Below are 21,855 nucleotides of genomic sequence, written 5' to 3' on the forward strand. Positions count from 1 at the left end.
GTTATCTACACTTGCTTGGTCGGCGGCCGCGTCAGTTGTGTATACGAGACCGGGGGCCCGGGGGGCCGCGGCCGCGGTCGGCGGCGGCGCCTGGTACCTGCGCCGCCGCGGAGCACCGCCCCGGCTCTGAACCGGGCCGTGGAAGGGAGCGGCTGCCGCCGGACCGACGCACGTCGGGCCGGCGCCGGCCGGCGTCTTCGGCTCTCGGGCGACGCCGGCGCGCCCAGCTCCTCCAGCGTCCGCTCCAGCCACTGGGTCCAGAACGTCTCCAGATCGATCCCGGCCCGCAGGACCACATGCCGCAGCCGGTCCTCCACCGCGTCCTTGCCCGGCGGGAAGTCCCGCTTCTCGATCTCCTCGTACTCGGCCAACTGCCGCCGGTGCAGGGTGAGATGGCGGCGCAGGTCGGCCTCGATGCCGTCCGTTCCGACGACCGCCGCCGCCCGCAGCCGCAGCAGGAGGGTGTCCCGCAGCGGCTTGGGGTCCTGGCTCGCCGCGGTCCAGCGGGCCAGTTCGGCGCGGCCCGCCGGCAGCACCTCGTACTCCTTCTTCTGCCCGCGCGTCGCCTGCTCCTGCGGCAGCGCGCGGATGGCGCCGTCCCGCTCCAGTTTCCCCAGCTCGCGGTAGATCTGCTGGTGCGTGGCCGACCAGAAGTAGCCGATCGACTTGTCGAACCTGCGGGTCAGCTCGAGCCCGGACGACGGCTTCTCGAGCAGGGCGGTGAGGATCGCGTGCGGGAGTGACATGGCGGCCATCCTAGGTACGGCGTACGAAGCGGTGCGGCCGCGTCACAGGGCGGCGGCCAGCTCCGTGCCCTGCTTGATGGCGCGCTTGGCGTCCAGTTCGGCGGCCACGTCCGCGCCCCCGATGAGGTGCGCGTCGACGCCTGCAGCGACGAGCTCCTCGTACAGGTCGCGGCGCGGGTCCTGGCCGGAGCAGAGGACGACCGTGTCGACGGGGATGACCGTGGAGTGGCCGTCGACGGTGATGTGCAGGCCCGCGTCGTCGATGAGGTCGTAGGCAGCGCCCGCGACCATCGTGACGCCGCGGTGGCGCAGCTCCGTGCGGTGGATCCAGCCGGTCGTCTTGCCGAGGCCCTGGCCGACCTTGGACGTCTTGCGCTGCAGGAGGTGGACGGAGCGCGGCGGGGTGGGCCGCTCGGGCCTGGTCAGGCCGCCGCGGTCCTTGTAGTCCATGTCGACGCCCCACTGCCGGAAGTACGTCGCCGGGTCCAGGCTGGCCTTCTCGCCGCCGTCGGTCAGGAACTCGGCGACGTCGAAGCCGATGCCGCCCGCGCCGATGATCGCGACCCGCTCCCCCACGTGCACGTTGTCGCGCAGCACATCGAGGTAGCCGACCACGCTGGGGTGGTCGACGCCGGGGATCTCGGGCGTGCGCGGGCTGACTCCGGTGGCGACGACCACTTCGTCATACGCCGCGTCAGCGAGGTCCTGAGCGGTGGCGCGGGTGTTCAACTTGACGTCCACGCCGTGCAGTTCGAGCTGGGTGCGGAAGTAGCGCAGGGTCTCGTCGAACTCTCCCTTGCCGGGGACCTTGCGGGCCACGTTGAGCTGCCCGCCGATCTCGGAGGCCGCGTCGAAGAGCGTGACGTCGTGGCCGCGCTCGGCGGCCGAGACGGCGAAGGCGAGTCCGGCCGGGCCCGCGCCGACGACGGCGACGCGCTTCTTGGTGCGCGTCGGGGACAGGATCAGTTCCGTCTCGTGGCAGGCGCGCGGGTTCACCAGGCAGGAGGTGATCTGCAGGTTGAAGGTGTGGTCGAGGCAGGCCTGGTTGCAGCCGATGCAGGTGTTGATGGCCTCGGCCTGCTCGGCCCGCGCCTTGGCGACGAAGTCGGGGTCGGCGAGCAGCGGGCGGGCCAGCGAGACCATGTCGGCGGCGCCTTCGGCGAGCAACTGCTCGGCGATCTCCGGGGTGTTGATGCGGTTGGTGGTGACGAGCGGCACGGAGACCTCGCCCATCACCTTCTTGGTGACGAAGGTGTACGCGCCGCGGGGCACGGACGTCGCGATGGTGGGGATGCGCGCCTCGTGCCAGCCGATGCCGGTGTTGATGATGGTGGCGCCCGCGGCCTCGATCTCCTTGGCGAGGTGGACGACCTCTTCGAGGGTCGAGCCGCCGGGGATCAGGTCCAGCATGGACAGGCGGTAGATGATGATGAAGTCCGTGCCGACGCGCTCGCGGACGCGGCGGACGATCTCGACGGGGAAGCGGATGCGGTTCTCGTAGGAGCCGCCCCAGCGGTCGCTGCGCTGGTTGGTGGGGGCCGCGATGAACTCGTTGATCAGGTAGCCCTCGGAGCCCATGACTTCGACGCCGTCGTAGCCCGCCGACTTGGCCAGCTCGGCGGCGCGCACGAAGTCCTCGATGGTCTGCTCGACCTCGTCGTCCTCCAGAGCGCGCGGCACGAAGGGGCTGATCGGCGCCTTGATCGCGCTCGGCGCGACGAGGCCCTCGTGGTACGCGTACCGCCCGAAGTGCAGGATCTGCATCGCGATCTTGCCGCCCTCGGCGTGCACGGCCGCGGTGATGGCCGCGTGCTCCTCGGCCTCCGCCTCCGTGGTCAGCTTGGCGCCGCCGTCCCAGGGCCTGCCGAGCTCGTTCGGGGCGATGCCGCCGGTGACGATGAGGCCGACGCCACCGCGCGCACGGGTCGCGTAGAACTCCGCCATCCGCTCGAAGCCGTTCGGCGCCTCTTCGAGGCCCACGTGCATCGAGCCCATCAGGACCCGGTTGGGCAGGGTGGTGAAGCCCAGGTCGAGCGGGTTCAGCAGGTTCGGGTAGCGGCTCATGCGGGGCCTCCGTACGCGGTGTGTCGTCAGCACAGTTCTAGAGGACGCCCGGGCGTTGTGCAACTAGTTGCATAAAGGCGTGACGGGGACCACGTCCGAATCCCGCCAGCCGCGCGCGCCCGCACCCCGCAGACTTGTCCCTGTCACCACAGAGCAGGGAGCATCCGATGACCATCGCCAAGGCCCTCTACACGACCGTCGAAAGCCCGATGGGCGAGCTACTGCTGGTCGGCGAGGCGTCGGCCACCGCGAAGGGCGGCACCGCGCTGGCCTCGCTGTCCATGCCGGGGCAGAAGGGCGGCGCCGTCGTCCAGGACGGCTGGGTGCGCGACGACGCGGCCTTCGCCGAGATCGCCGCGCAACTGCGCTCGTACTTCGAGGGAAGCCGGACGCGCTTCGACATCGAGTACGTGAGTGGCGTCGGCACCGACTTCCAGCAGCGGGTCTGGCACGCCATCGACACCCTTCCGTACGGCACGACCACGACGTACGGGAAGCTCGCCGAACGGATGGGCCTCTCGCGTGCCGCCGTGCGCGCGCTCGGCACGGCCATCGGGCGCAACCCGCTGCTCGTCGTCCGCCCCTGCCACCGCGTCATCGGCGCCGACGGCTCACTCACCGGCTACGCGGGCGGTCTGGAGCGCAAGCAGCGGCTCCTGGACCTGGAGTCCGCGTAGCCGTCGGACATCCGCCTCACCGTCCGCCGCGGTGACCGAGGCGCACCGACAGGTCGTCCGCGCCCTTGGCGGCGAGCCCGGCGAGTTCGCGCTCGCGGTCCTCGCTCCAGCGGATCATCGGTACGGAGATGGAGAGCGCCGCGACGACCCGTCCCGCGCTGTCGCGGACCGGGGCGGCCACACAGCTCACGTCCGGGTTGGACTCGCGGTGTTCGGCCGCGATGCCGCGCTCGCGGATCTCGGCGAGCGCGGCGAGCAGCGCCTCAGGCTCCGTGATGCTGTTCGGGGTCATCGCCGTCAGCTCGCGTCCCGCGACGCGTGCCTCAAGCTCGGCCGGCGGCAGTGAGGCGAGCAGCATCTTGCCGACCGACGTGCAGTGGGCGGGGAGCTTGCGGCCCGCCGCGGAGACCATCCGGACGGCGTGCGTGGAGTCCACCTTGGCGATGTAGATGACGTCGGTGTCCTCCAGGACCGCGACGTGCACCGTCTCGTCACAGGTCTCGGCGACCTCGCGCGCCACCTGCTGGCCCTCGGCGGCCAGGTCGAGCTGTTCCGCGTACCGGCTGCCGAGCTGATAGGCGCGTACACCGAGGCGGTAGCGGCCCGTCTGGTCCGGGATCTGGACAAGGTAGGAGCGGGCCGCAAGGGTGGTGAGCAGTTCGTGCACGGTGGTGCGGGGCAACTGGAGCCTGCGGGTCACCTCGGGGGCGGACAGGGTCCCGTCGCCCTCCAGGAACAGCTCCAGTATGTCCAGCGCCCTGGTCACCGCCGGCACCAGTCGTCCCATGGTCGGCCTCCCACCCCGTGCGTCCGAAGTCGCGTCCGAAGCCGCACGAGGCGTCGCGTCCGAAACTTCGGTCAATGATCGATATGACGAACACAGGCTAGTCACAGCCACGTTCGGCGCGCAATGGCCCGGCGGCTCCCCGAGGGCCAAGACCCTTTTCGTACGACCCATTGACACCCCACCGCCAGCGTGAATACCGTCACGCCAACATTTCGAACGTGTGACGAAATACCGAACAACCAAGGGGCAACTGCCTTGCGTATTACGGGAATCAGCACGCACGTGGTGGGGACGCCCTGGCGCAATCTCACCTACGTCCAGGTCCACACCGACGAGGGGCTCACCGGAGTCGGCGAGACCCGCATGCTCGGTCGTACCGACGCCCTGCTCGGCTATCTCCGCGAGGCTGCGGCCAACCACATCGTGGGGTCCGACCCGTTCGCCGTCGAGGATCTCGTGCGGCGCATGAAGTACGGCGACTACGGCCGGGCCGGCGAGATCGTGATGTCCGGCATCGCCTGTGTGGAGACGGCCTGTTGGGACATCAAGGGCAAGGCGCTCGGCGTGCCGGTCTGGCAGCTGCTCGGCGGCAAGGTCACCGACAAGGTCAAGGCGTACGCGAACGGCTGGTACACCACCGAGCGCACCCCGGAGGCGTATCACAAGGCCGCGAGCGCGGTGGTCGAGCGGGGCTACCGCGCCCTGAAGATCGACCCGTTCGGCACCGGGCACTTCGATCTTGACCAGGCGGGCACGTCGTACGCGGTGTCGCTGATCGAGGCGGTGCGGGACGCGATCGGCCCTGACGCCGAGCTGATGCTGGAGATGCACGGCCGGTTCAGCCCGTCCACGGCGGTGCGGCTCGCCAAGGAACTCGCGCCGTTCCGGCCCGCCTGGCTGGAGGAGCCGGTGCCGCCGGAGAATCTCAAGGCCCTGGAGAAGGTCGCCGCCAAGGTGGACATGCCGATCGCCACCGGTGAGCGGATCCACGACCGGATCGAGTTCCGCGAGCTGTTCGAGTCGCAGGCCGCCGACATCATCCAGCCGGACGTCGGCCACATCGGCGGCATCCTGGAGACGCGGAAACTGGCGGCGACCGCCGAGACGCACTACACGCTGATCGCCCCGCACAATGTCGGCGGCTCGGCGCTGACGGCCGCCTCGCTCCAAGTCGGCGCCTGCACACCGAACTTCAAGATCCTGGAGCACTTCAACGACTTCGCGGACGCGGAGATCAAGAAGGTGGTCAAGGGAGCACCACAGGTGGTCGACGGCTACTTCGAGGTGTCCCACGCCCCCGGCCTCGGCGTCGAGCTCGACACGGACGCGGCGGCCGAGTTCCCGCAGCAGCAGGCCCGGTTCGACCTGTGGGCCGAGGGCTGGGAGAAGCGGGACCCCAAGGCGGCGGGGAAGTGAGCTCCGGATCCTCGCGCGCGATCGTCGTCGACGAGCCGGGCTCGCACCGGCTCGCCGTGGGGGCGACGCCCGAGCCCGGCCCCGGCGAGGTCCTGGTGCGGGTGGCCGCCGCCGGGATCTGCATGAGCGACCGGGAGGTCTACGACGGGCACCGGGACGCCGCGTACGTGCGCTACCCCGTGACCCCCGGGCACGAGTGGTCCGGCACGGTCGAGGCCGCGGGCCCCGGCGTCGACCCGGCGCTCGTGGGACGGAAGGTCGTCGCCGAGGGGTTCCGGGCCTGCGGGACGTGCGAGCGGTGCCGGTGCGGCGAGACGAGCCTGTGCACCGGCGGCTATGCGGAGACGGGCTTCACCGAGCCCGGCGCCTTCGCCGACCATGTGGCCGTCCCCGCCCGGCTGTTGCACTTCCTGCGCGACGACGCGGACCTGAGCGCAGCCGCCCTCCTGGAACCCGCCGCGGTGATCGCGGGCGCGGTGCGGGCGGGGCGGCCGCGGCCCGGTGAGCGGATCGCGGTGGTCGGCGCGGGCACCCTGGGGCTGCTCGCGGTGCAACTGCTCGCCGCATCCTCGCCCGCCGAGCTCACCGTGATCGACCCGCGGTCCGAACGCGGCGCGCAGGCGCTGGAGTTCGGGGCGAGCGAGAGCCTGACACCCGCCGACGCGCAGGGCCACCACGGCCGCTACGACCTGGTCGTGGAGACCGCGGGGGCGCCGACCACGGCTGCCTCCTCCTGTCTGCTCGCGCGCCGGGGCGGCCGGGTGGTGCTCACCGGCATGTTCACGCCCGGCGCCACCGGCATCGACCCGGTGCATCTGTCGCTGAGCCAGCTGGAGGTGCGCAGTGTCTTCGGGGCGCCATCCGCCGCCTGGTCGGAGGCGGTGCGGGCGTTCGGGCTCGGGCTGCTCGACCCGGCCCCGCTGATCACTCACGAGTTCCCGCTCGAGCGCTTCGGCGAGGCCGTCGCGCTGGTCGGCGGCGGTGACCCGAAGACCGGGAAGGTGCTGCTCCGCCCCTGAGCCGTACGGCGGTGCGCGGCGCGTCCCGACCGCCCCCGTACCGCCGTACACCCATCGACCCGACCAACGTACGAAATATCGAACACTGCATAGGGGAGTCCCGTGACCAGCCCGTCAGCACCTCGTCGCCCCGGCGCCGGCGCCCTCGCCCGCATCGGACACACCGTGCCCGCACTTGACCCCGCCGACGCATCGCCGCACAGCTTCCCCGACGGCGGCACCTGGCGCACCGAGATCCCCTCGGTGGAGGGACCTGAGGCGCTCGCCGTGGTGCTCAAGGAGAGCTCGCGGCTCGATGTGCCGATCCACCGGATCAGCCAGGGCAGCGGCGTCTGGATGCTCACCGACGACGAGATCACCGAGATGGTGGAGGCCTGCGCGGAACGGGACATCGAGCTCTGCCTGTTCACCGGGCCGCGCGGCACCTGGGACATCGGCGCCGCGAGCCGCACCGACTCCGGTGGCGCGGGACTGCGCTCGCGCGGCCATGACGCGCTCGCCGGATGTGTCGAAGACGCCGTGCGCGCAACGGAGTTGGGGGTGCGCTGCCTGCTCGTCGCCGACGAGGGCGTGCTGTGGACCCTGCACCGGCTGCGCGCCGCCGGGGTGCTGCCCGCCGACACCACGTTCAAGGTGTCGGCCCTCATCGGCCCGGTCAACCCGGCCTCGTACGCGGTCTTCGAGCGGCTCGGCGCCGACTCGCTCAACATCCCGTCCGATCTCACACTCGACCACCTCACGGAGATCCGCCGGGTCAGCAGCGCCCCGATGGACCTGTACGTCGAGGCGCCGGACGACCTCGGCGGCTACGTCCGGATGTATGAGGCGGCGGAGCTGATCCGGCGCGGCGCCCCGCTCTACCTCAAGTTCGGCCTGAGCAGGTCGCCCGGCATCTACCCCTACGGCGCCCAGCTGCGCGACCACACCCTGGCCACCGCCCGCGAGCGCGTCCGGCGCGGGCGCCTCGTCCTCGATCTGCTCGCCCGGCACGGCGCGGACGGCGGAATGTCGCCGCTCGGCGCACGCCTGCCCGGCCAGCTCCAGCGCTTCCCCGTCCCGGAAGGGGACTGACCCATGACCACCCGCATAGCCAGCAAAGCACGTACATCCAGGAAAGGACGTCTGCCCAGAAAAGTACGGCTCACGGCCGCCCTCGCGGCCGTCGTCCTGCTCGGCTCGCTCACCGCCTGCGGCCAGGAGGCCAGGGGCGGCAGCCGTTACCAGGCCGACGACGGCAAGGGCGGCACCGTCGGACTCGCGATGCCCACCAAGGCCTCCGAGCGGTGGATCGCCGACGGCAAGAACATGGCCGAGCAGTTCCAGAAGGCCGGGTACGAGACCGATCTGCAGTACGGCGACGACAAGGTCGAGAACCAGGTCGCCCAGCTGGAGAACATGATCACCAAGGGGCACCGGCTCCTGGTGGTCGCGGCGATCGACGGCTCGGCGCTCACCGACGTCCTGGCCCAGGCGCACGACGCGGGCATCCCCGTGATCTCGTACGACCGCCTCATCATGGGCACGAAGAACGTCGACTACTACGCGTCGTTCGACAACGAGCGGGTCGGCGAGCTCCAAGGCCAGTACAACCTCCACCGGTTGAAGCTCGACAAGCCCGACAGCGACTCCGACGACAAGTTCACCGTCGAGCTGTTCGCGGGCTCGCCCGACGACAACAACACCAAGTACTTCTGGAACGGCGCCATGAAGGTCCTCCAGCCGTACTTCAAGAGCGGCCAGCTCGTCGTGGGCAGCAAGCAGACGAAGATGAGCCAGGCGACCACGCTGCGCTGGGACGGCGGCACCGCGCAGAAGCGCATGGACGACCTGATCAGCAAGAACTACGGCGACCGGCAGGTCGACGCGGTCCTCTCGCCGTACGACGGGATCTCCATCGGCATCATCTCCGCGCTGAAGAGCGCCGGTTACGGCAGCAAGGACCAGCCGCTGCCCGTCGTCACCGGGCAGGACGCGGAGCTGGCGTCGGTGAAGTCGATCATCGCGGGCGACCAGACGCAGACGGTCTTCAAGGACACCCGCAAGCTGGCCAAGCAGGCCGTACAGATGGGTGACGCGGTCCTCACCGGCAAGAAGCCCGAGGTCAACAACACCAAGGACTACAACAACGGCAAGAAGACCGTGCCGTCGTATCTGCTCAAGCCCGTGTCGATCGACAAGAAGAACACCCGACTCCTGGTCGACGAGGGCTACTTCACGGCAAGGCAGCTCTCATGAGCGGGGCGGCGGCCGGGAACGGGCCGATCCTGCGGATGGCGGGCATCACCAAGACCTTCCCCGGCGTGAAGGCCCTCTCCGAGGTGGAGCTCGCGGTGCGCCCCGGCGAGATCCACGCGATCTGCGGCGAGAACGGCGCCGGCAAGTCGACGCTGATGAAGGTCCTCAGCGGCGTCCATCCGCACGGTTCGTACGAGGGCGAGATCCACTTCGACGGCGAGCCCGTGGCCTTCAAGGACATCCGTGCCAGCGAGAAGCACGGCATCGTGATCATCCATCAGGAACTGGCGCTCGTCCCCTACTTGTCGATCGCCGAGAACATCTTCCTCGGCAACGAACAGACCTCAGCGCGCGGCCTCATCGACTGGAACGACACCCTGCGACGGGCCGGCCGGCTCCTGAAGCGGGTCGGCCTGCGGGAGAACCCGCAGACCGCCGTCGCCGACATCGGCGTGGGCAAGCAGCAGCTGGTGGAGATCGCCAAGGCCCTGTCGAAGGAGGTGAAGCTGCTCATCCTCGACGAGCCGACCGCCGCGCTCAACGACGAGGACAGCGCGGGGCTGCTCGATCTGATCCTGGAACTGCGCGAGCAGGGCATCACCAGCATCATCATCTCCCACAAGCTGGGCGAGATCCGCGCCATCGCCGACTCGGTGACCATCCTGCGCGACGGCAGGACCATCGAGACGCTGATGGTCCGTCAATCTCTGGATGCCGCACCGGAGTTGTCCGAGGACCGCATCATCCGGGGCATGGTCGGCCGCGATCTCGACCACCGCTTCCCCGAGCGCACCACGTACGAGGGCACGGACGCGGGAGAGCTCGCGCTCGCCGTCGAGGGCTGGACGGTCCGGCACCCCATCGACCATCAGCGCAAGGTCGTCGACGACGCCACGCTGACCGTGCGGCGCGGGGAGATCGTCGGCATCGCGGGGCTGATGGGCGCGGGCCGCACGGAGCTCGCGATGTCCCTCTTCGGCCGGTCCTACGGGCTGTACGAGGGCGGCACGGTGGCGGTCAACGGCCGTGCGGTGCAGACGCGGACCGTGCCGGCCGCGATCGCGGTCGGCATCGCGTACGTCACCGAGGACCGCAAGACCTACGGCCTCAACCTCATCGACAACATCAACCGCAACATCTCCCTTGCCTCGCTGCCGGGCATGCGGCGCCGCGGCGTCGTCGACGAGCACCATGAACGGTCCGTCGCCGAGCGCTACCGCACCTCGATGAACATCAAGGCGCCGACCGTGCAGGAGCAGGTGGGACGGCTCTCCGGCGGCAATCAGCAGAAGGTCGTCCTCAGCAAGTGGATCCACGCCGACCCCGAGGTGCTGATCCTCGACGAGCCGACGCGCGGCATCGACGTCGGCGCCAAGTACGAGATCTACACGGTCATCGACCGGCTCGCGGCGCAGGGCAAGGCGGTGCTCTTCATCTCCTCGGAACTGCCGGAGCTGCTCGGGATGTGCGACCGGATCTACACGATGGCCGAGGGCCGGCTGACCGGTGAGGTCGCCCGCGCCGACGCCACCCAGGAAGTACTGATGCGCCAGATGACCATGACCAGAAGCTGAGGCCCGCCATGACCACCACGACCACTCCCCCGCGGGACTCGTCCCCCGCGCCGACCGACCAGCGGTCCACGGGGGCGCTGCTCCTGCAGAGCATGCGGACCAACATGCGCCAGTACGGCATGCTGATCGCGCTCGCGTTCATCGTCGTACTGTTCCAGATATGGACCGACGGCACGCTGCTGCTGCCGAACAACGTCTCCAATCTGATCCAGCAGAACGGCTACATCCTCATCCTGGCCATGGGCATGATGATCGTCATCATCGCGGGCCACATCGATCTGTCCGTCGGCTCGTTGGTGGCCTTCGTCGGCGCCATGGCGGCGGTGATGATGGTCAAGCACGACATGCCCTGGGTGCTCGCCCTCGTCCTCTCCCTCCTGATCGGCGCGGTCGCCGGGGCGTGGCAGGGCTTCTTCATCGCGTACGTCGGGATCCCGTCGTTCATCGTGACGCTGGCCGGGATGCTGCTCTTCCGGGGGCTCACCCAGATCGTCCTTGAGGGCCAGTCCCTGTCGCCGTTCCCCGGCGGATTCCAGGATCTGGCCAAGGGCTTCATCCCGGAGATGGGCCCGTACACGCAATACCACAACCCGACGCTCGTCATCGGCCTCGCCACCGTCGTCTTCCTGCTCCTTCGCGAATGGCGGGACCGCAGGCGGCAGTTGGCGTACGAGCTGGAGGTGCTGCCCACCGGCCTGTGGGTCACCAAGTGTGTGGCGATCACCGCGGCCGTCGTCGCGTTCACGCTCACCCTGGCCAGCTTCCACGGCGTACCCGTCGTGATGCTCGTGATGTGCGCGCTGCTCATCGGCCTCGGCTATGTCATGCGCAACGCGGTCGTCGGGCGGCATGTGTACGCGCTCGGCGGCAACAAGGCGGCCGCGAAGCTGTCCGGCGTCAAGGACAAGCGCGTCACCTTCCTCGTCTTCGTCAACATGGGCGTCCTCGCCGCGCTGGCGGGCTGTGTGTACGCGGCACGGCTGAACGCGGGCACCCCGCAGGCCGGTCTGAACTTCGAGCTGGAGGCGATCGCGGCCTCGTTCATCGGCGGCGCGTCGATGAGCGGTGGTGTCGGCACGGTGATGGGTGCCGTGATCGGCGGTCTGGTGCTCGGCGTTCTCAACAACGGGATGTCGCTGGTCGGCATCGGGACCGACTACCAGCAGGTGATCAAGGGGCTTGTGCTGCTTGCGGCGGTCGGGTTCGACGTGTGGAACAAGCGCAAAGTCGGGCGGTGACGCCTAGAGACACGACCATCAATCGCTCCGTAGTCCAGCGCACCGCAGATCGCCCTTCGGGCTCGTCCTCAAACGCCGGACGGGCTGAGAACCAGGAGCCGCACATGGAAACAAGCAGACGCACCGTCCTCGCCTCGGCCGCAGCCGCGGGACTCACCGCGGCCGCCGCGGGCACGTCGTACGCGTCGTCGGGCAGGACGCCCGCCAAGGAACTGTTCGGGAAGCTTCCCGACGGCACCAAGGTCTACCGCTGGACCCTGGCGAACGGGCCGACGCGGATGAAGGTCCTCTCCTACGGCGGCATCGTCCAGTCCCTCGAACTCCCCGACCGGCACGGCCAGTACACCAACGTGTCGTTGGGCTTCGACAACCTGGACGGCTACCGCACCGCCACCACCTTCTTCGGCGCCCTCATCGGCCGCTACGGCAACCGCATAGCCAAGGGCCGCTTCACCCTGGACGGCAAGGCCCACCAACTCTCCGTCAACGACGGCGAGAACAGCCTGCACGGCGGGGCCAAGGGCTTCGACAAGCGGGTGTGGGACGTCGAGCCGTTCGCGGACTCCTCGGGCGTCGGCCTGCGCCTGCACTACACAAGCGCCGACGGCGAGATGGGCTATCCCGGAACGCTGCGGGTGACGGTGACGTACACCCTCGATGCCCGCGGCGACTGGCGGATCGACTACGCGGCGACCACGGACAAGGCCACCGTGGTGAACCTGACCAACCACACGTACTACAACCTCGCGGGCGAGGGCAGCGGCGACATCTACGGGCACGAACTGGCCCTGGCCGCCGCCCGGTTCACGCCCACCGACGCCGGTCTCATCCCGACGGGCGAGCTGGCGAGGGTGGCGGGCACGCCCTTCGACTTCCGGCGCGCGAAGACCGTCGGCCGGGACATCCGCGCCGCGCACGAGCAGCTGGTGACCGCCAAGGGCTTCGACCACAACTGGGTCCTCGACAAGGGGATCACGCAGCGCCCCGAACACTTCGCGACGCTGCGGGACCCCGAGTCGGGCCGCACCCTGAAGATCGCCACCACCGAGCCGGGCGTGCAGTTCTACTCCGGGAACTTCCTGGACGGCACGCTCACCGGGCCTGCGGGGCGCACCTACCGGCAGGGCGACGGGATGTGCCTGGAGACCCAGCACTTCCCCGACGCCCCCAACCAGCCCTCGTTCCCCTCGACGGTCCTTCGCCCCGGCGAGACCTACCGGTCGAGCACGGTGCACAGCTTCTCGGCGCGCTGAGCCGCGGCCTACTTGTAGCTGATGTCCCCGGCGGTGAACCTGCAGTGCTTGCCGTCGGGGCCCGAGCCCGTCTTGGGCGGCTCGGCGCCCGTGTTGTTGCCGGTGAAGCGGTCGCAGGTGGCGATCTTCTTGGCGCTGTCACCGTGGATGCGGATGCCCCGCAGCGCGGCCGTGTCACCGTAGTTGGTGTTGATGCCGACGACCGACTTGCCGGGGGCGGTGATGTCGACGTCGTTCACGATGATGTTCCGCTGGTACTGCTTGGAGCAGTTGCCGCAGGAGCGCACCAGCTTCCCGAAGTCGGACACCTGGAACTTCGTGATGACCAGCTTGCCCGCGCCGTTGAACTGGAAGACCTTGTCGTCGGCCTTCTTGGCGCCACCGCCGTGGACGGTGTACGTCGATCCCGCCGCGGTCCCCTTGAAGGTGGCCGCGTCCTCGCCGACGTCCTCCCACCACACGTTCTGCAGGGTGCAGCTGCCCTGGCAGTGGATGCCGTCGGCGGCCGGCGAGCCGATGATGACGTTCTTGAGGACCGCGCCGTCCTTCAGCTTGAAGATCGGGTCCTGGCCCTCGTCCTGTCCGTCGCCGCCCAGGTCGCCGGTGCCGTAGTAGCGCTTGAGGCCGCCGTCGAGAGTGCCGGAGACCTCGATGGTCTTGGCGGTCGGCTGCTGCCCCTTGGCCTCCGGCCAGGCGGTGGCCGCCCCCGCCGTCGACATCATGGAAGTGGTGACGAGGGCGGCGGCGGTCACGCCGAGCGCGGCGATGCCGCCGACGACGGCACGGCGCTTGGTGAGGCGCCGGCGATGGCTGACGCGCGGGCTCGTTGGTGGAGTCATGTCCCGGTTCATTGCTTCGGTTCATTCCTTCAGTCAGTAGTGGACGGCTTGCATGTCCTTGTCGCCGCCGCCCGGCGAAGGGTTGCCGCGCGCAGACGATCAATTTCGCGCCCCAACTCCGCTCTCCCGAACGGGCTTTCCTGCGCAAGGCATTGACGCGGACCAGTCGGCGCCCTAGCTTCATCGCGTCGCACTTCGTACGTCATATATGAGACGCGATACATGACAGCTGTGGATGACGGCTGTCCATGACGGCTGTACGCGATGGCTGCACGACGACTGAGAGCATCGATGAACCTTGCGCCCCACCCCATCCCCTCGCGCACGCAGTACGTGCTCGAAGCGGTCAAACACCGCATCCTCACCGGGCAGTTGGCGCCCGGACAGGCCCTCGTCGAGACCGAGCTCGCCGCCCAGTTCGGGGTGTCCAAGACACCCGTACGGGAAGCACTGAAGACGCTCGCCGGTACCGGGCTCGTGGTGATGAGCCAGTACAAGGGCGCCACCGTGCGCACGGTGGACGCGGCCATGGCGCGGGAGGTCTACGACGTACGCCTGCTGCTCGAACCGGAGGCGCTGCGGCGCACCGTCCGGGGCGGCGCGGCCCGACTGGACGAGGCGCGCGACGCCCTTGAGCGGGCGGACCACGCGGCGGACGCGGCCGAACGCTCCCTCGCCAACCGGGAGTTCCACCGCGCGCTCTACGTCCCGTGCGGCAATCCGCTGCTCGCCCGGATGCTCGACGACGTACGCGACCAGGCGGCCCTGGTCTCCGCCGTCGCCTGGGCGACCCTGCACTCCTGGGAGCAGGAGGCGGCCGAGCACCGGGAGATCCTGCGGCTCGCGCTCGCGGGAGAGGCCGACGCCGCGGCGCGCGGACTCCATGACCACATCGCCTCGTTCGTGCGGCGGGCGTTCCCGGAGGGAGAGCCTTCATGACCGGGCCGAGCGACAACTCCCGTTTCCCGATCAGCGACTCCCCCTTCGAAGCGCTGCGTTCCGCGCTCGCCGATGTCGTCGCGATCCCCGTGACGCCGTTCGCCGATGACGGCTCCGTGGACCGGGACAGCTATCGCGCGCTGATACGTCGCCTCACCGACGGCGGCGTGCGCACGCTCACGCCGAACGGCAACACGGGCGAGTTCTACGCCCTGGACCCCGAAGAGCGGCGTCTGGTCACCGAGTTGACCCTGGAGGAGGCGGGCGCGAGCGGTGCCACCGTCCTGGCCGGCGTCGGTCATGACCTGCCGACCGCGGTCGCCGCAGCCCGGCACGCACGGGACGCCGGGGCGCACATGGTGATGGTCCATCAGCCGGTGCATCCGTACGTCTCCCAGGAGGGCTGGGTCGACTATCACCGAGCCGTCGCCGACGCCGTGCCCGAGCTCGGTGTCGTCCCGTACATCCGCAATTCCCTGCTTGCCGGTCAACACCTCGCGAATTTGGGCGAGTTGTGTCCCAATGTGATCGGCGCGAAGTACGCGACGCCGGACGCCGCGGCCTTCGCCGCGTTCGCGCGGGACGCGGGGCTCGGCCGCTTCGTGTGGGTGGCGGGGCTCGCCGAGCTGTACGCGCCCGCGTACTGGGCCGTCGGCGCCACCGGCTTCACTTCGGGTCTGGTGAACGTCGCACCCGAGCTGTCGCTGCGGATGCGCGACGCCCTGCGGTCCTGCGACCATCCGGCGGCCATGGAGGTGTGGGAGCGGATCCGGCGCTTCGAGGAGCTGCGCGCCGCCGACCAGTCCGCGGACAACGTCACCGTCGTCAAGGAAGCGCTCGCCGCGCTCGGTCTGTGCCGCCGCGATGTGCGCCCGCCGAGCCGGGTGCTGCCCGTCGAGCGGCGCGAGGAGATAGCGGCGCTGGTGAAGGCGTGGTCGCCATGAGACCGGACGAGCTGCGCAGCCATCAGTGGTACGGCACGGACGGCCTGCGGTCCTTCAGCCATCGGGCGCGCACCCGCCAGCTCGGGTATCTGCCCGAGGAACATCTGGGCAAGCCCGTCATCGCTGTCCTCAACACCTGGTCCGACATCAACCCCTGCCACGTCCATCTGCGCGACCGCGCCCAGGCGGTCAAGCGCGGGGTGTGGCAGGCGGGCGGCTTCCCGCTCGAATTCCCCGTCTCCACACTCTCGGAGACCTTCCAGAAGCCGACCCCGATGCTCTACCGGAACCTCCTGGCCATGGAGACCGAGGAGCTGCTCAGGTCCTATCCCGTGGACGGCGCGGTCCTGCTCGGCGGCTGCGACAAGACGACGCCCGCCCTGCTCATGGGGGCCGCGAGCGCCGATCTGCCGAGTGTCTTCGTGCCTGCCGGGCCGATGCTGCCGGGGCACTGGCGCAACGAGGTGCTCGGTTCGGGCACCGACATGTGGAAGTACTGGGACGACAAGCGCGCCGGGCTCATCGGCGACTGCGAACTGGCCGAGCTGGAGAGCGGGTTGGCCCGCTCCCCCGGCCACTGCATGACCATGGGTACGGCCTCCACGCTGACCGCAGCCGCCGAGGCGCTCGGCGTGACGGTGCCCGGCGCATCCTCGATCCCCGCGGTGGACTCCGGGCACGACCGGATGGCGGCCGCGTCCGGGATGCGGATCGTCGAACTCGTCCACCAGGACGTGAAGTTGTCGAAGCTGCTCACGCGCGAGGCGTACGAGGACGCGGTCGCCACCGTGCTCGCGCTCGGCGGCTCCACCAACGCCGTGATCCACCTGATCGCGATGGCGGGCCGCAGCGGCGTACGCCTGACGCTCGACGACTTCGACCGGATCGCGCGGACCGTGCCGGTGCTCGCCAATCTGCGCCCCGGCGGTCGCTACCTCATGGAGGACTTCCACTTCGCGGGCGGACTCCCGGCGTTTCTGGCCCAGTTGACCGACGTACTCCATCTGGACCGGCCCACCGTCGCGCACGACACCCTGCGCGAGCAGCTCGCGGGCGCCACCGTGCACAATCCCGAGGTCATCCGCCCCCGCGACAGGCCACTGGCCGACGAGGGCGGGGTGGCGGTGCTTCGCGGCAACCTCTGTCCGGACGGCGCCGTGATCAAGCACATCGCCGCCGAGCCGCGCCTGCTGCGGCACACCGGCCCTGCGGTCGTCTTCGACGACTACCGCACGATGCAGCGCACCATCAACGACCCCGCGCTCGGCATCACCGCCGACCACGTCCTGGTGCTGCGCGGCTCCGGTCCCATCGGCGGTCCCGGCATGCCCGAGTACGGGATGCTCCCGATCCCCGACCACCTGCTGAAGCAGGGCGTGCGCGACATGGTGCGGATCTCCGACGCCCGGATGAGCGGCACGTCGTACGGCACGTGTGTGCTGCACATCGCGCCCGAGTCGTACGTCGGCGGGCCGCTCGCCCTGGTTCGTACGGGCGACCTGATCACCCTGGACGTCGAGGCGCGGTCGCTCCATCTCGACGTGTCCGACGAGGAGTTGGCGCGGCGGCGCGCCGCGTGGACGCCGCCGCCCGCGCGCTACGGGCGCGGCTACGGCGCGCTCTACAGCGAGCAGATCACGCAGGCCGACACCGGCTGCGACTTCGCGTTCCTGGCCCGCGACGGCGAGGTCCCCGACCCGTACGCGGGCTGATCCCGCCGCTCCTCCGTCGACTTCTTTTTTTGTACGAGATCTCGAACGACGTCTGCGAAGCGCTTCGCCTCATCGACCGTGATGGCAGTCGGAGCAGCCGGAGCAGACCCTGAGAACGGAGAAGCAGTCATGGCCCAAGCTGTGGCGAAAGCGCCACCGCAGCCACCGCCCCGGCGCCACACGCCGGGTGCGCCCCGGCGCCGGACGGGAGCGACCCCGCGCCGCCTCCCGTATCTGCTGATCGCGCCGGCCGCACTCCTGATGCTCGGCTTCATCGCCTACCCGGTCATCAGCGTCTTCTACTACAGCCTGCGCCACCACAACCCCACCAAGCCCTGGCGCGACGGCTTCGCGGGCTTCGACAACTTCGTCACCGCGTTCACCGACGACCCGCAGTTCTGGCAGACCCTCGGCTTCAGCCTCCAGTGGGTGGCCGTCGAGGTCGTCCTGCAACTGCTGCTCGGCCTGGGGCTCGCGCTGATCGTCAACCAGACCTTTGTCGGCCGTGCGATGGCCCGTGCCCTGGTCTTCTCGCCGTGGGCCGTCTCCGGGGTGCTCACCTCGACGATCTGGCTGCTGATCTTCAACTCCCAGACGGGCATCACCCGTTACCTCGCGGACCTGGGGATCGGCTCGTACGGCACGTCCTGGCTCTCGGACACCGGCACCGTCTTCCCGGCCGTCGTCGTCGCCGAACTCTGGCGCGGCGTGCCCTTCTTCGCGATCCTCATCCTCGCCGATCTGCAGTCCGTGTCGAAGGATCTGTACGAGGCCGCCGAGGTCGACGGCGCGAGCCGCTTCCGGCAGTTCTTCCACATCACGCTGCCGCACCTCAAGGACGCGATCATCCTCTCCACGCTGCTGCGCGCGGTCTGGGAGTTCAACAACGTCGACCTGCTCTACACCCTCACCGGCGGCGGTCCCGCCGGTGAGACGACGACGCTGCCGCTGCGCATCGCGTCCATCGCCGTCGACTCGCACGACTTCGGCTACGCCTCCGCGCTGACGTCCATCGCGTTCGTGATCCTCCTCTTCTTCTCGATGGTCTATCTGCGGCTGAGCAAGTTCGGGGGCCAGGAGAAATGACGGCCATTCAGCGACGGCGCGCCTGGGACGAGGCCCCGCGCCGGCAGATCTATCTGCCGCTCGGCCTCTATCTCCTCTTCACCCTCATCCCCTTCTACTGGATGCTACTCTTCGCGTTCCGCCCTGCGGGCTCGACCTCGCTGCTGCCGTGGCCGATCACGTTCGAGCACTTCGACAAGGTGTGGACCGAGCGGAGCTTCGGGCTGTTCTTCCAGAACAGCCTCATCGTCGGCGTCCTGTCGATGCTGATGACGACGGTCGTCGCGCTCGCGGGCGGCTATGCCCTGGCCCGCTTCGACTTCAGGATCAAGCGCGGCTTCCTGCTGGCGCTGCTGTGCTCGCAGTTCATCCCGGGCGCGCTGATGCTGGTGCCGCTCTTCCAGATCTTCGCCGACCTCCAAATGATCAACTCCCTTGGCAGCGTCATCATCGCCGAGGCCGTCTTCCAGCTGCCGCTCTCGATGATCCTCATCAGCGGGTTCATCAGGAACGTGCCGTACTCCCTGGAGGAGGCCGCCTGGGTCGACGGCTGCGGACGCTTCCGAGCCTTCTGCTCCGTCGTCCTGCCGCTGCTTCGGCCCGGTCTGATCGCGGTCGGCTCCTTCGCCTTCGTCCACAGCTGGAACCACTTCCTGTTCGCCCTGATGTTCCTCTCCAACCAGGACAAGCAGACGATCCCGGTCGGCCTCGCCACCCTGATGGGCGCCGACAGCGTCGACCTCGGGGCGCTCGCCGCGGGCGGCGTCATCGCCGCCCTGCCCGTTGTGATCGTCTTCGCCTTCATCCAGAAGTGGCTGGTCACGGGGTTCAGCGCCGGGGCGGTGAAGGGATGAGCAGCACTCCCCTGCCTCTCGTCATCGCCGGTGCGCGCGGGCACGGCCGATGGCACCTGGAGAACATCCGCCGACTCCAACAGGCAGGTCCGGTACGGCTCGTGGGCATCTGCGAGGTCGAGCCGCTGAGCCCCGCCGAGCTCGACGGCCTCGGCGATCCCGCGCAGTCCACCGACTTCGGGCGCCTGCTCGACGCCACCGGGGCCGCGGCCGCCGTCATCTGCACCCCGATCCCCACCCACGCCGAGCTGGCCGTCGCCGCCGCATCGCGCGGCGTGCACCTGCTCCTGGAGAAGCCGCCCGCTCCTTCGTACGCCGATTTCCAGCGGATCGGCGACGCGGTGGCCGCCGCGGGCGTGGCCTGCCAGATCGGGTTCCAGTCGCTCGGCTCGCATGCCGTGCCCGCCGTGCGCGCGCTGGTCGCCGACGGGGCGATCGGCGAGCCGATGGGGGTCGGCGCGGCGGGTGCCTGGGTGCGGGACGAGGCGTACTACCGGCGCGCGCCCTGGGCCGGGCGGCGCCGCCTGGACGGTGTGGACGTCCTGGACGGGGTCCTGACCAATCCACTCGCCCACGCCGTCGCCACCGCCCTTGCGGTCGACGGGTCCACGCGGGCGGAGGACATCGTGCGGGTGGACCCCGAGCTGTTCCGCGCCAACGCCATCGAGTCCGACGACACGTCGTTCGTGGGGATCACCACCGCGCATGGCGGCCGCGTCGGTGTCGCCGCGACCCTCTGCGCCGAGCGTCCCGACGAGCCGTACGTCATCGTCCACGGCACGGAGGGCCGCATCACCCTCTGGTACAAGCAGGACCGGGTGCTCGTGCGGCGCGCCGGGCACGGGTCCGAGGAGGTCCTGCACGGGCGGACGGACCTCCTCGAGAACCTCGTCGACCATCTCGCGGGTCGCGCCGAACTGCTGGTTCCGCCGGTGTCGACGGGCGCCTTCATGAAGGTCGTCGAGTCGATCCGCCGGGCGCCCGATCCGCGCCCGCTGCCGGTCGAGGCGTGGCGCTCCGTGCCCGGTGCGTACGAGGGCGTGCGGCGCCGGATCGTGCACGGCATCGACGGCCTCGTCGCGGCGTGCGCCGACACCCTGCGCGGCTACGCGGAGCTGGGCACGTTCTGGGCGCTGCCGAACGGGAACCCCGCAGCTCGGCTCCCGGCTGCGGGGCCCTCCGCCGCTGAGCCCACCGCCCCTCAGGAGCCTGCCTTCCCGGCCCCGACCTCGACCTCGGCCCCTGGGCCCCCTGCCGGTCAGATCTCCGCAGCTGAGTCCGCCACCTCTGAGACCCCTGCCCTCGCAGCCCCCGCATCGGGGACACCCGCCCCACAAGCTGCTACCGGAGAGCCCTCCGCCGACGGGAGCCCCGCCCCCGACGGGCCCCTCACCCCACAGACCCCCACCCCACACACCCCCACCCCCGAGCCCTCCCCCGCCGAGAACCCACCGAGGTGAGACCCCCATGGACCGGACCTCGATCGAGACCTCGCTCATGCTCCGCTGCTCGGGCCGCCCCGTCGCCCGTTACGTCATCCACCCCTCGGTCGGCCCGCGGCTCGCCCCGCGCCCCTGCCTCCATCCCGTCCGCACCTTCGGCGGCCTCCCCGTCACCGAGTTCGGTCCCGCCGACCACCCGCACCACCTCGGGGTGGGCGTCGCCGTGGCCGACGCCGCGGGCCGCAACTTCTGGGGCGGGCGCACCTACGTGCGCGGTCAGGGGCCGACCGAGCTCGACAACCACGGTGAACAGCGCCACCTGGAGTACAAGCTGCGCGACCCCGACGGCTTCGTCGAGGAGATCGGCTGGCTCGACGGGCAGCGCGAGCTGCTGCGCGAGCGGCGCACCGTCGCCGTCACGCCGCTCACCTCGTCCGCCTGGGCGCTGGACTTCACGTTCTCCCTCACCAATCCGGCCGCCGCGGAGATCTCGATCGGCAGCCCCGCCACCAACGGCCGCCCCGGCGCCGCCTACGGAGGATTCTTCTGGCGCGCCCCCAAGGAGGCGCGGGCCCCCGAGGTGTTCACCGCGGACGCCGAGGGCGAGGCCGCCGTGCACGGCGCCCCGGCCGACTGGCTGGCCCTCGCGGGCCACGGCTGGACCCTCGTCTTCGCCGGGGCGACTCCCGAGACGCGGGGCGACCCGTGGTTCGTAAGAACCGCCGAGTATCCGGGCGTCGGCTCCTCGCTCGCGCCCGAGCGGCGCCTGCCGATCGGGCCGGGCGAGACCGTCGTACGCCGTGTCGTCACCGTCGTCGCGGACGGCCGCCCGAGCCGGGCCGAGGCCGCGGGGCTCGTCCGCAAGGCGGTGACCGCGTGAACGCGGCGGGGGCAGGCGGGTTCGGTGACCTCGGCGACGGGACCTATCGCAACCCCGTCCTCGCCGCCGACTGGTGGGGCGCCGCCCGCGAGGCGGTGGGGGGCGGCGGGGACACAACACACACGCGCAGAGCGCGGGCGCCGGGGCGGGCCGGACGAGACAGCCCCCCCC

At 70.2% G+C, this 21,855-nt stretch carries 17 protein-coding genes and 2 pseudogenes; 15 read left to right on the forward strand and 4 right to left on the reverse strand.

Going from position 1 to position 21,855, the window contains the following annotated elements; all coding sequences use genetic code 11:
* Positions 1-227: 227 nt before the first annotated feature.
* Together ACFWY6_RS28380 and ACFWY6_RS28385 are read right to left on the reverse strand one after the other, a co-directional pair.
* Positions 228-746, reverse strand: a pseudogene (locus ACFWY6_RS28380) (PadR family transcriptional regulator); the annotation flags it as partial.
* 42 nt (positions 747-788) lie between these two features.
* The gene (locus tag ACFWY6_RS28385; protein WP_384695997.1) at positions 789-2,810 is read right to left on the reverse strand and encodes an FAD-dependent oxidoreductase; all 2,022 of its coding nucleotides are present in this window, start codon (positions 2,808-2,810) and stop codon (positions 789-791) included.
* Positions 2,811-2,977: 167 nt separating this feature from the next.
* On the opposite strand from ACFWY6_RS28385, the gene ACFWY6_RS28390 reads away from it, so the two are divergent.
* The gene (locus ACFWY6_RS28390) at positions 2,978-3,487 is read left to right on the forward strand and encodes a methylated-DNA--[protein]-cysteine S-methyltransferase (protein WP_384696001.1); all 510 of its coding nucleotides are present in this window, start codon (positions 2,978-2,980) and stop codon (positions 3,485-3,487) included.
* Positions 3,488-3,503: 16 nt separating this feature from the next.
* On the opposite strand, the gene ACFWY6_RS28395 is transcribed toward ACFWY6_RS28390, so the two are convergent.
* The gene (locus tag ACFWY6_RS28395; RefSeq protein WP_384696004.1) at positions 3,504-4,274 is read right to left on the reverse strand and encodes an IclR family transcriptional regulator; all 771 of its coding nucleotides are present in this window, start codon (positions 4,272-4,274) and stop codon (positions 3,504-3,506) included.
* Between the two features lie 255 nt (positions 4,275-4,529).
* Here ACFWY6_RS28395 and ACFWY6_RS28400 point away from each other — a divergent pair, with 255 nt between their 5' ends.
* The 7 genes from ACFWY6_RS28400 (at position 4,530) to ACFWY6_RS28430 (ending at position 13,009) form a co-directional block, all read left to right on the forward strand.
* Complete coding sequence (locus tag ACFWY6_RS28400; RefSeq protein ID WP_384696007.1) at positions 4,530-5,690, forward strand: mandelate racemase/muconate lactonizing enzyme family protein; 1,161 nt, start codon at positions 4,530-4,532, stop codon at positions 5,688-5,690.
* Complete coding sequence (locus ACFWY6_RS28405; RefSeq protein WP_384696010.1) at positions 5,687-6,709, forward strand: zinc-binding dehydrogenase; 1,023 nt, start codon at positions 5,687-5,689, stop codon at positions 6,707-6,709. Before ACFWY6_RS28400 ends, ACFWY6_RS28405 begins: the two co-directional genes overlap by 4 nt.
* Before the next feature lie 102 nt (positions 6,710-6,811).
* A complete protein-coding gene (locus ACFWY6_RS28410) occupies positions 6,812-7,780 on the forward strand; it encodes a hypothetical protein (protein ID WP_384696013.1) in 969 nt (322 codons plus the stop codon).
* Positions 7,781-7,783: 3 nt separating this feature from the next.
* Positions 7,784-8,944 carry a multiple monosaccharide ABC transporter substrate-binding protein gene (gene chvE, locus ACFWY6_RS28415; protein ID WP_384696016.1) on the forward strand — a complete coding sequence of 387 codons (1,161 nt, stop codon included), beginning with the start codon at positions 7,784-7,786 and terminating at the stop codon, positions 8,942-8,944.
* Entirely contained in the window at positions 8,941-10,518 is a 1,578-nt protein-coding gene (mmsA, locus tag ACFWY6_RS28420) for a multiple monosaccharide ABC transporter ATP-binding protein (protein ID WP_384696019.1), read from the forward strand. The genes chvE and mmsA overlap by 4 nt, the downstream gene beginning before the upstream one ends.
* An 8-nt stretch (positions 10,519-10,526) precedes the next feature.
* Positions 10,527-11,756, forward strand: coding sequence for a multiple monosaccharide ABC transporter permease (mmsB, locus tag ACFWY6_RS28425; protein ID WP_384696021.1), 1,230 nt, complete (start codon positions 10,527-10,529; stop codon positions 11,754-11,756).
* 104 nt (positions 11,757-11,860) lie between these two features.
* Positions 11,861-13,009 carry an aldose epimerase family protein gene (locus ACFWY6_RS28430; RefSeq protein ID WP_384696024.1) on the forward strand — a complete coding sequence of 383 codons (1,149 nt, stop codon included), beginning with the start codon at positions 11,861-11,863 and terminating at the stop codon, positions 13,007-13,009.
* Between the two features lie 8 nt (positions 13,010-13,017).
* Here the strand turns inward: ACFWY6_RS28430 and ACFWY6_RS28435 are convergent, their stop codons facing one another.
* Positions 13,018-13,848 (reverse strand): pectate lyase, encoded by an 831-nt coding sequence (locus ACFWY6_RS28435; RefSeq protein ID WP_384696027.1) that lies wholly within the window; start codon positions 13,846-13,848, stop codon positions 13,018-13,020.
* A 291-nt stretch (positions 13,849-14,139) separates the two neighbouring features.
* Between ACFWY6_RS28435 and ACFWY6_RS28440 the strand changes: the two genes are divergently transcribed.
* The 7 genes and pseudogenes from ACFWY6_RS28440 (at position 14,140) to ACFWY6_RS28470 (ending at position 21,684) form a co-directional block, all read left to right on the forward strand.
* Complete coding sequence (locus ACFWY6_RS28440; RefSeq protein WP_384696030.1) at positions 14,140-14,787, forward strand: GntR family transcriptional regulator; 648 nt, start codon at positions 14,140-14,142, stop codon at positions 14,785-14,787.
* Entirely contained in the window at positions 14,784-15,731 is a 948-nt protein-coding gene (locus tag ACFWY6_RS28445) for a dihydrodipicolinate synthase family protein (protein ID WP_384696033.1), read from the forward strand. The genes ACFWY6_RS28440 and ACFWY6_RS28445 overlap by 4 nt, the downstream gene beginning before the upstream one ends.
* Positions 15,728-17,443, forward strand: coding sequence for an L-arabinonate dehydratase (gene araD / locus ACFWY6_RS28450; RefSeq protein ID WP_384696036.1), 1,716 nt, complete (start codon positions 15,728-15,730; stop codon positions 17,441-17,443). The genes ACFWY6_RS28445 and araD overlap by 4 nt, the downstream gene beginning before the upstream one ends.
* Before the next feature lie 129 nt (positions 17,444-17,572).
* Complete coding sequence (locus tag ACFWY6_RS28455) at positions 17,573-18,529, forward strand: carbohydrate ABC transporter permease (protein ID WP_384696039.1); 957 nt, start codon at positions 17,573-17,575, stop codon at positions 18,527-18,529.
* Positions 18,526-19,362, forward strand: a complete 837-nt coding sequence (locus tag ACFWY6_RS28460; protein WP_384696042.1) for a carbohydrate ABC transporter permease — start codon at positions 18,526-18,528, stop codon at positions 19,360-19,362. The genes ACFWY6_RS28455 and ACFWY6_RS28460 overlap by 4 nt, the downstream gene beginning before the upstream one ends.
* A pseudogene (locus tag ACFWY6_RS28465) lies at positions 19,359-20,501 on the forward strand (Gfo/Idh/MocA family protein); the annotation flags it as partial. The gene ACFWY6_RS28460 and the pseudogene ACFWY6_RS28465, both read left to right, overlap by 4 nt.
* A 328-nt stretch (positions 20,502-20,829) precedes the next feature.
* Positions 20,830-21,684 (forward strand): PmoA family protein, encoded by an 855-nt coding sequence (locus ACFWY6_RS28470; RefSeq protein WP_384696045.1) that lies wholly within the window; start codon positions 20,830-20,832, stop codon positions 21,682-21,684.
* Positions 21,685-21,855: the final 171 nt, after the last annotated feature.

The sequence above is a fragment of the Streptomyces sp. NPDC059037 genome (assembly GCF_042740015.1).
Lineage (GTDB): Bacteria > Actinomycetota > Actinomycetes > Streptomycetales > Streptomycetaceae > Streptomyces.

Excerpts from the sequence above, each read along its gene's own strand:
- ACFWY6_RS28385 (WP_384695997.1), bottom strand. The coding sequence starts at position 2,810 with ATGAGCCGCTACCCGAACCTGCTGAACCCGCTCGACCTGGGCTTCACC.
- ACFWY6_RS28390 (WP_384696001.1), top strand. The coding sequence starts at position 2,978 with ATGACCATCGCCAAGGCCCTCTACACGACCGTCGAAAGCCCGATGGGC.
- ACFWY6_RS28395 (WP_384696004.1), bottom strand. The coding sequence starts at position 4,274 with ATGGGACGACTGGTGCCGGCGGTGACCAGGGCGCTGGACATACTGGAG.
- chvE (WP_384696016.1), top strand. The coding sequence starts at position 7,784 with ATGACCACCCGCATAGCCAGCAAAGCACGTACATCCAGGAAAGGACGT.
- mmsA (WP_384696019.1), top strand. The coding sequence starts at position 8,941 with ATGAGCGGGGCGGCGGCCGGGAACGGGCCGATCCTGCGGATGGCGGGC.
- mmsB (WP_384696021.1), top strand. The coding sequence starts at position 10,527 with ATGACCACCACGACCACTCCCCCGCGGGACTCGTCCCCCGCGCCGACC.
- ACFWY6_RS28430 (WP_384696024.1), top strand. The coding sequence starts at position 11,861 with ATGGAAACAAGCAGACGCACCGTCCTCGCCTCGGCCGCAGCCGCGGGA.
- ACFWY6_RS28435 (WP_384696027.1), bottom strand. The coding sequence starts at position 13,848 with ATGACTCCACCAACGAGCCCGCGCGTCAGCCATCGCCGGCGCCTCACC.
- ACFWY6_RS28440 (WP_384696030.1), top strand. The coding sequence starts at position 14,140 with ATGAACCTTGCGCCCCACCCCATCCCCTCGCGCACGCAGTACGTGCTC.
- ACFWY6_RS28445 (WP_384696033.1), top strand. The coding sequence starts at position 14,784 with ATGACCGGGCCGAGCGACAACTCCCGTTTCCCGATCAGCGACTCCCCC.
- araD (WP_384696036.1), top strand. The coding sequence starts at position 15,728 with ATGAGACCGGACGAGCTGCGCAGCCATCAGTGGTACGGCACGGACGGC.
- ACFWY6_RS28455 (WP_384696039.1), top strand. The coding sequence starts at position 17,573 with ATGGCCCAAGCTGTGGCGAAAGCGCCACCGCAGCCACCGCCCCGGCGC.
- ACFWY6_RS28460 (WP_384696042.1), top strand. The coding sequence starts at position 18,526 with ATGACGGCCATTCAGCGACGGCGCGCCTGGGACGAGGCCCCGCGCCGG.
- ACFWY6_RS28470 (WP_384696045.1), top strand. The coding sequence starts at position 20,830 with ATGGACCGGACCTCGATCGAGACCTCGCTCATGCTCCGCTGCTCGGGC.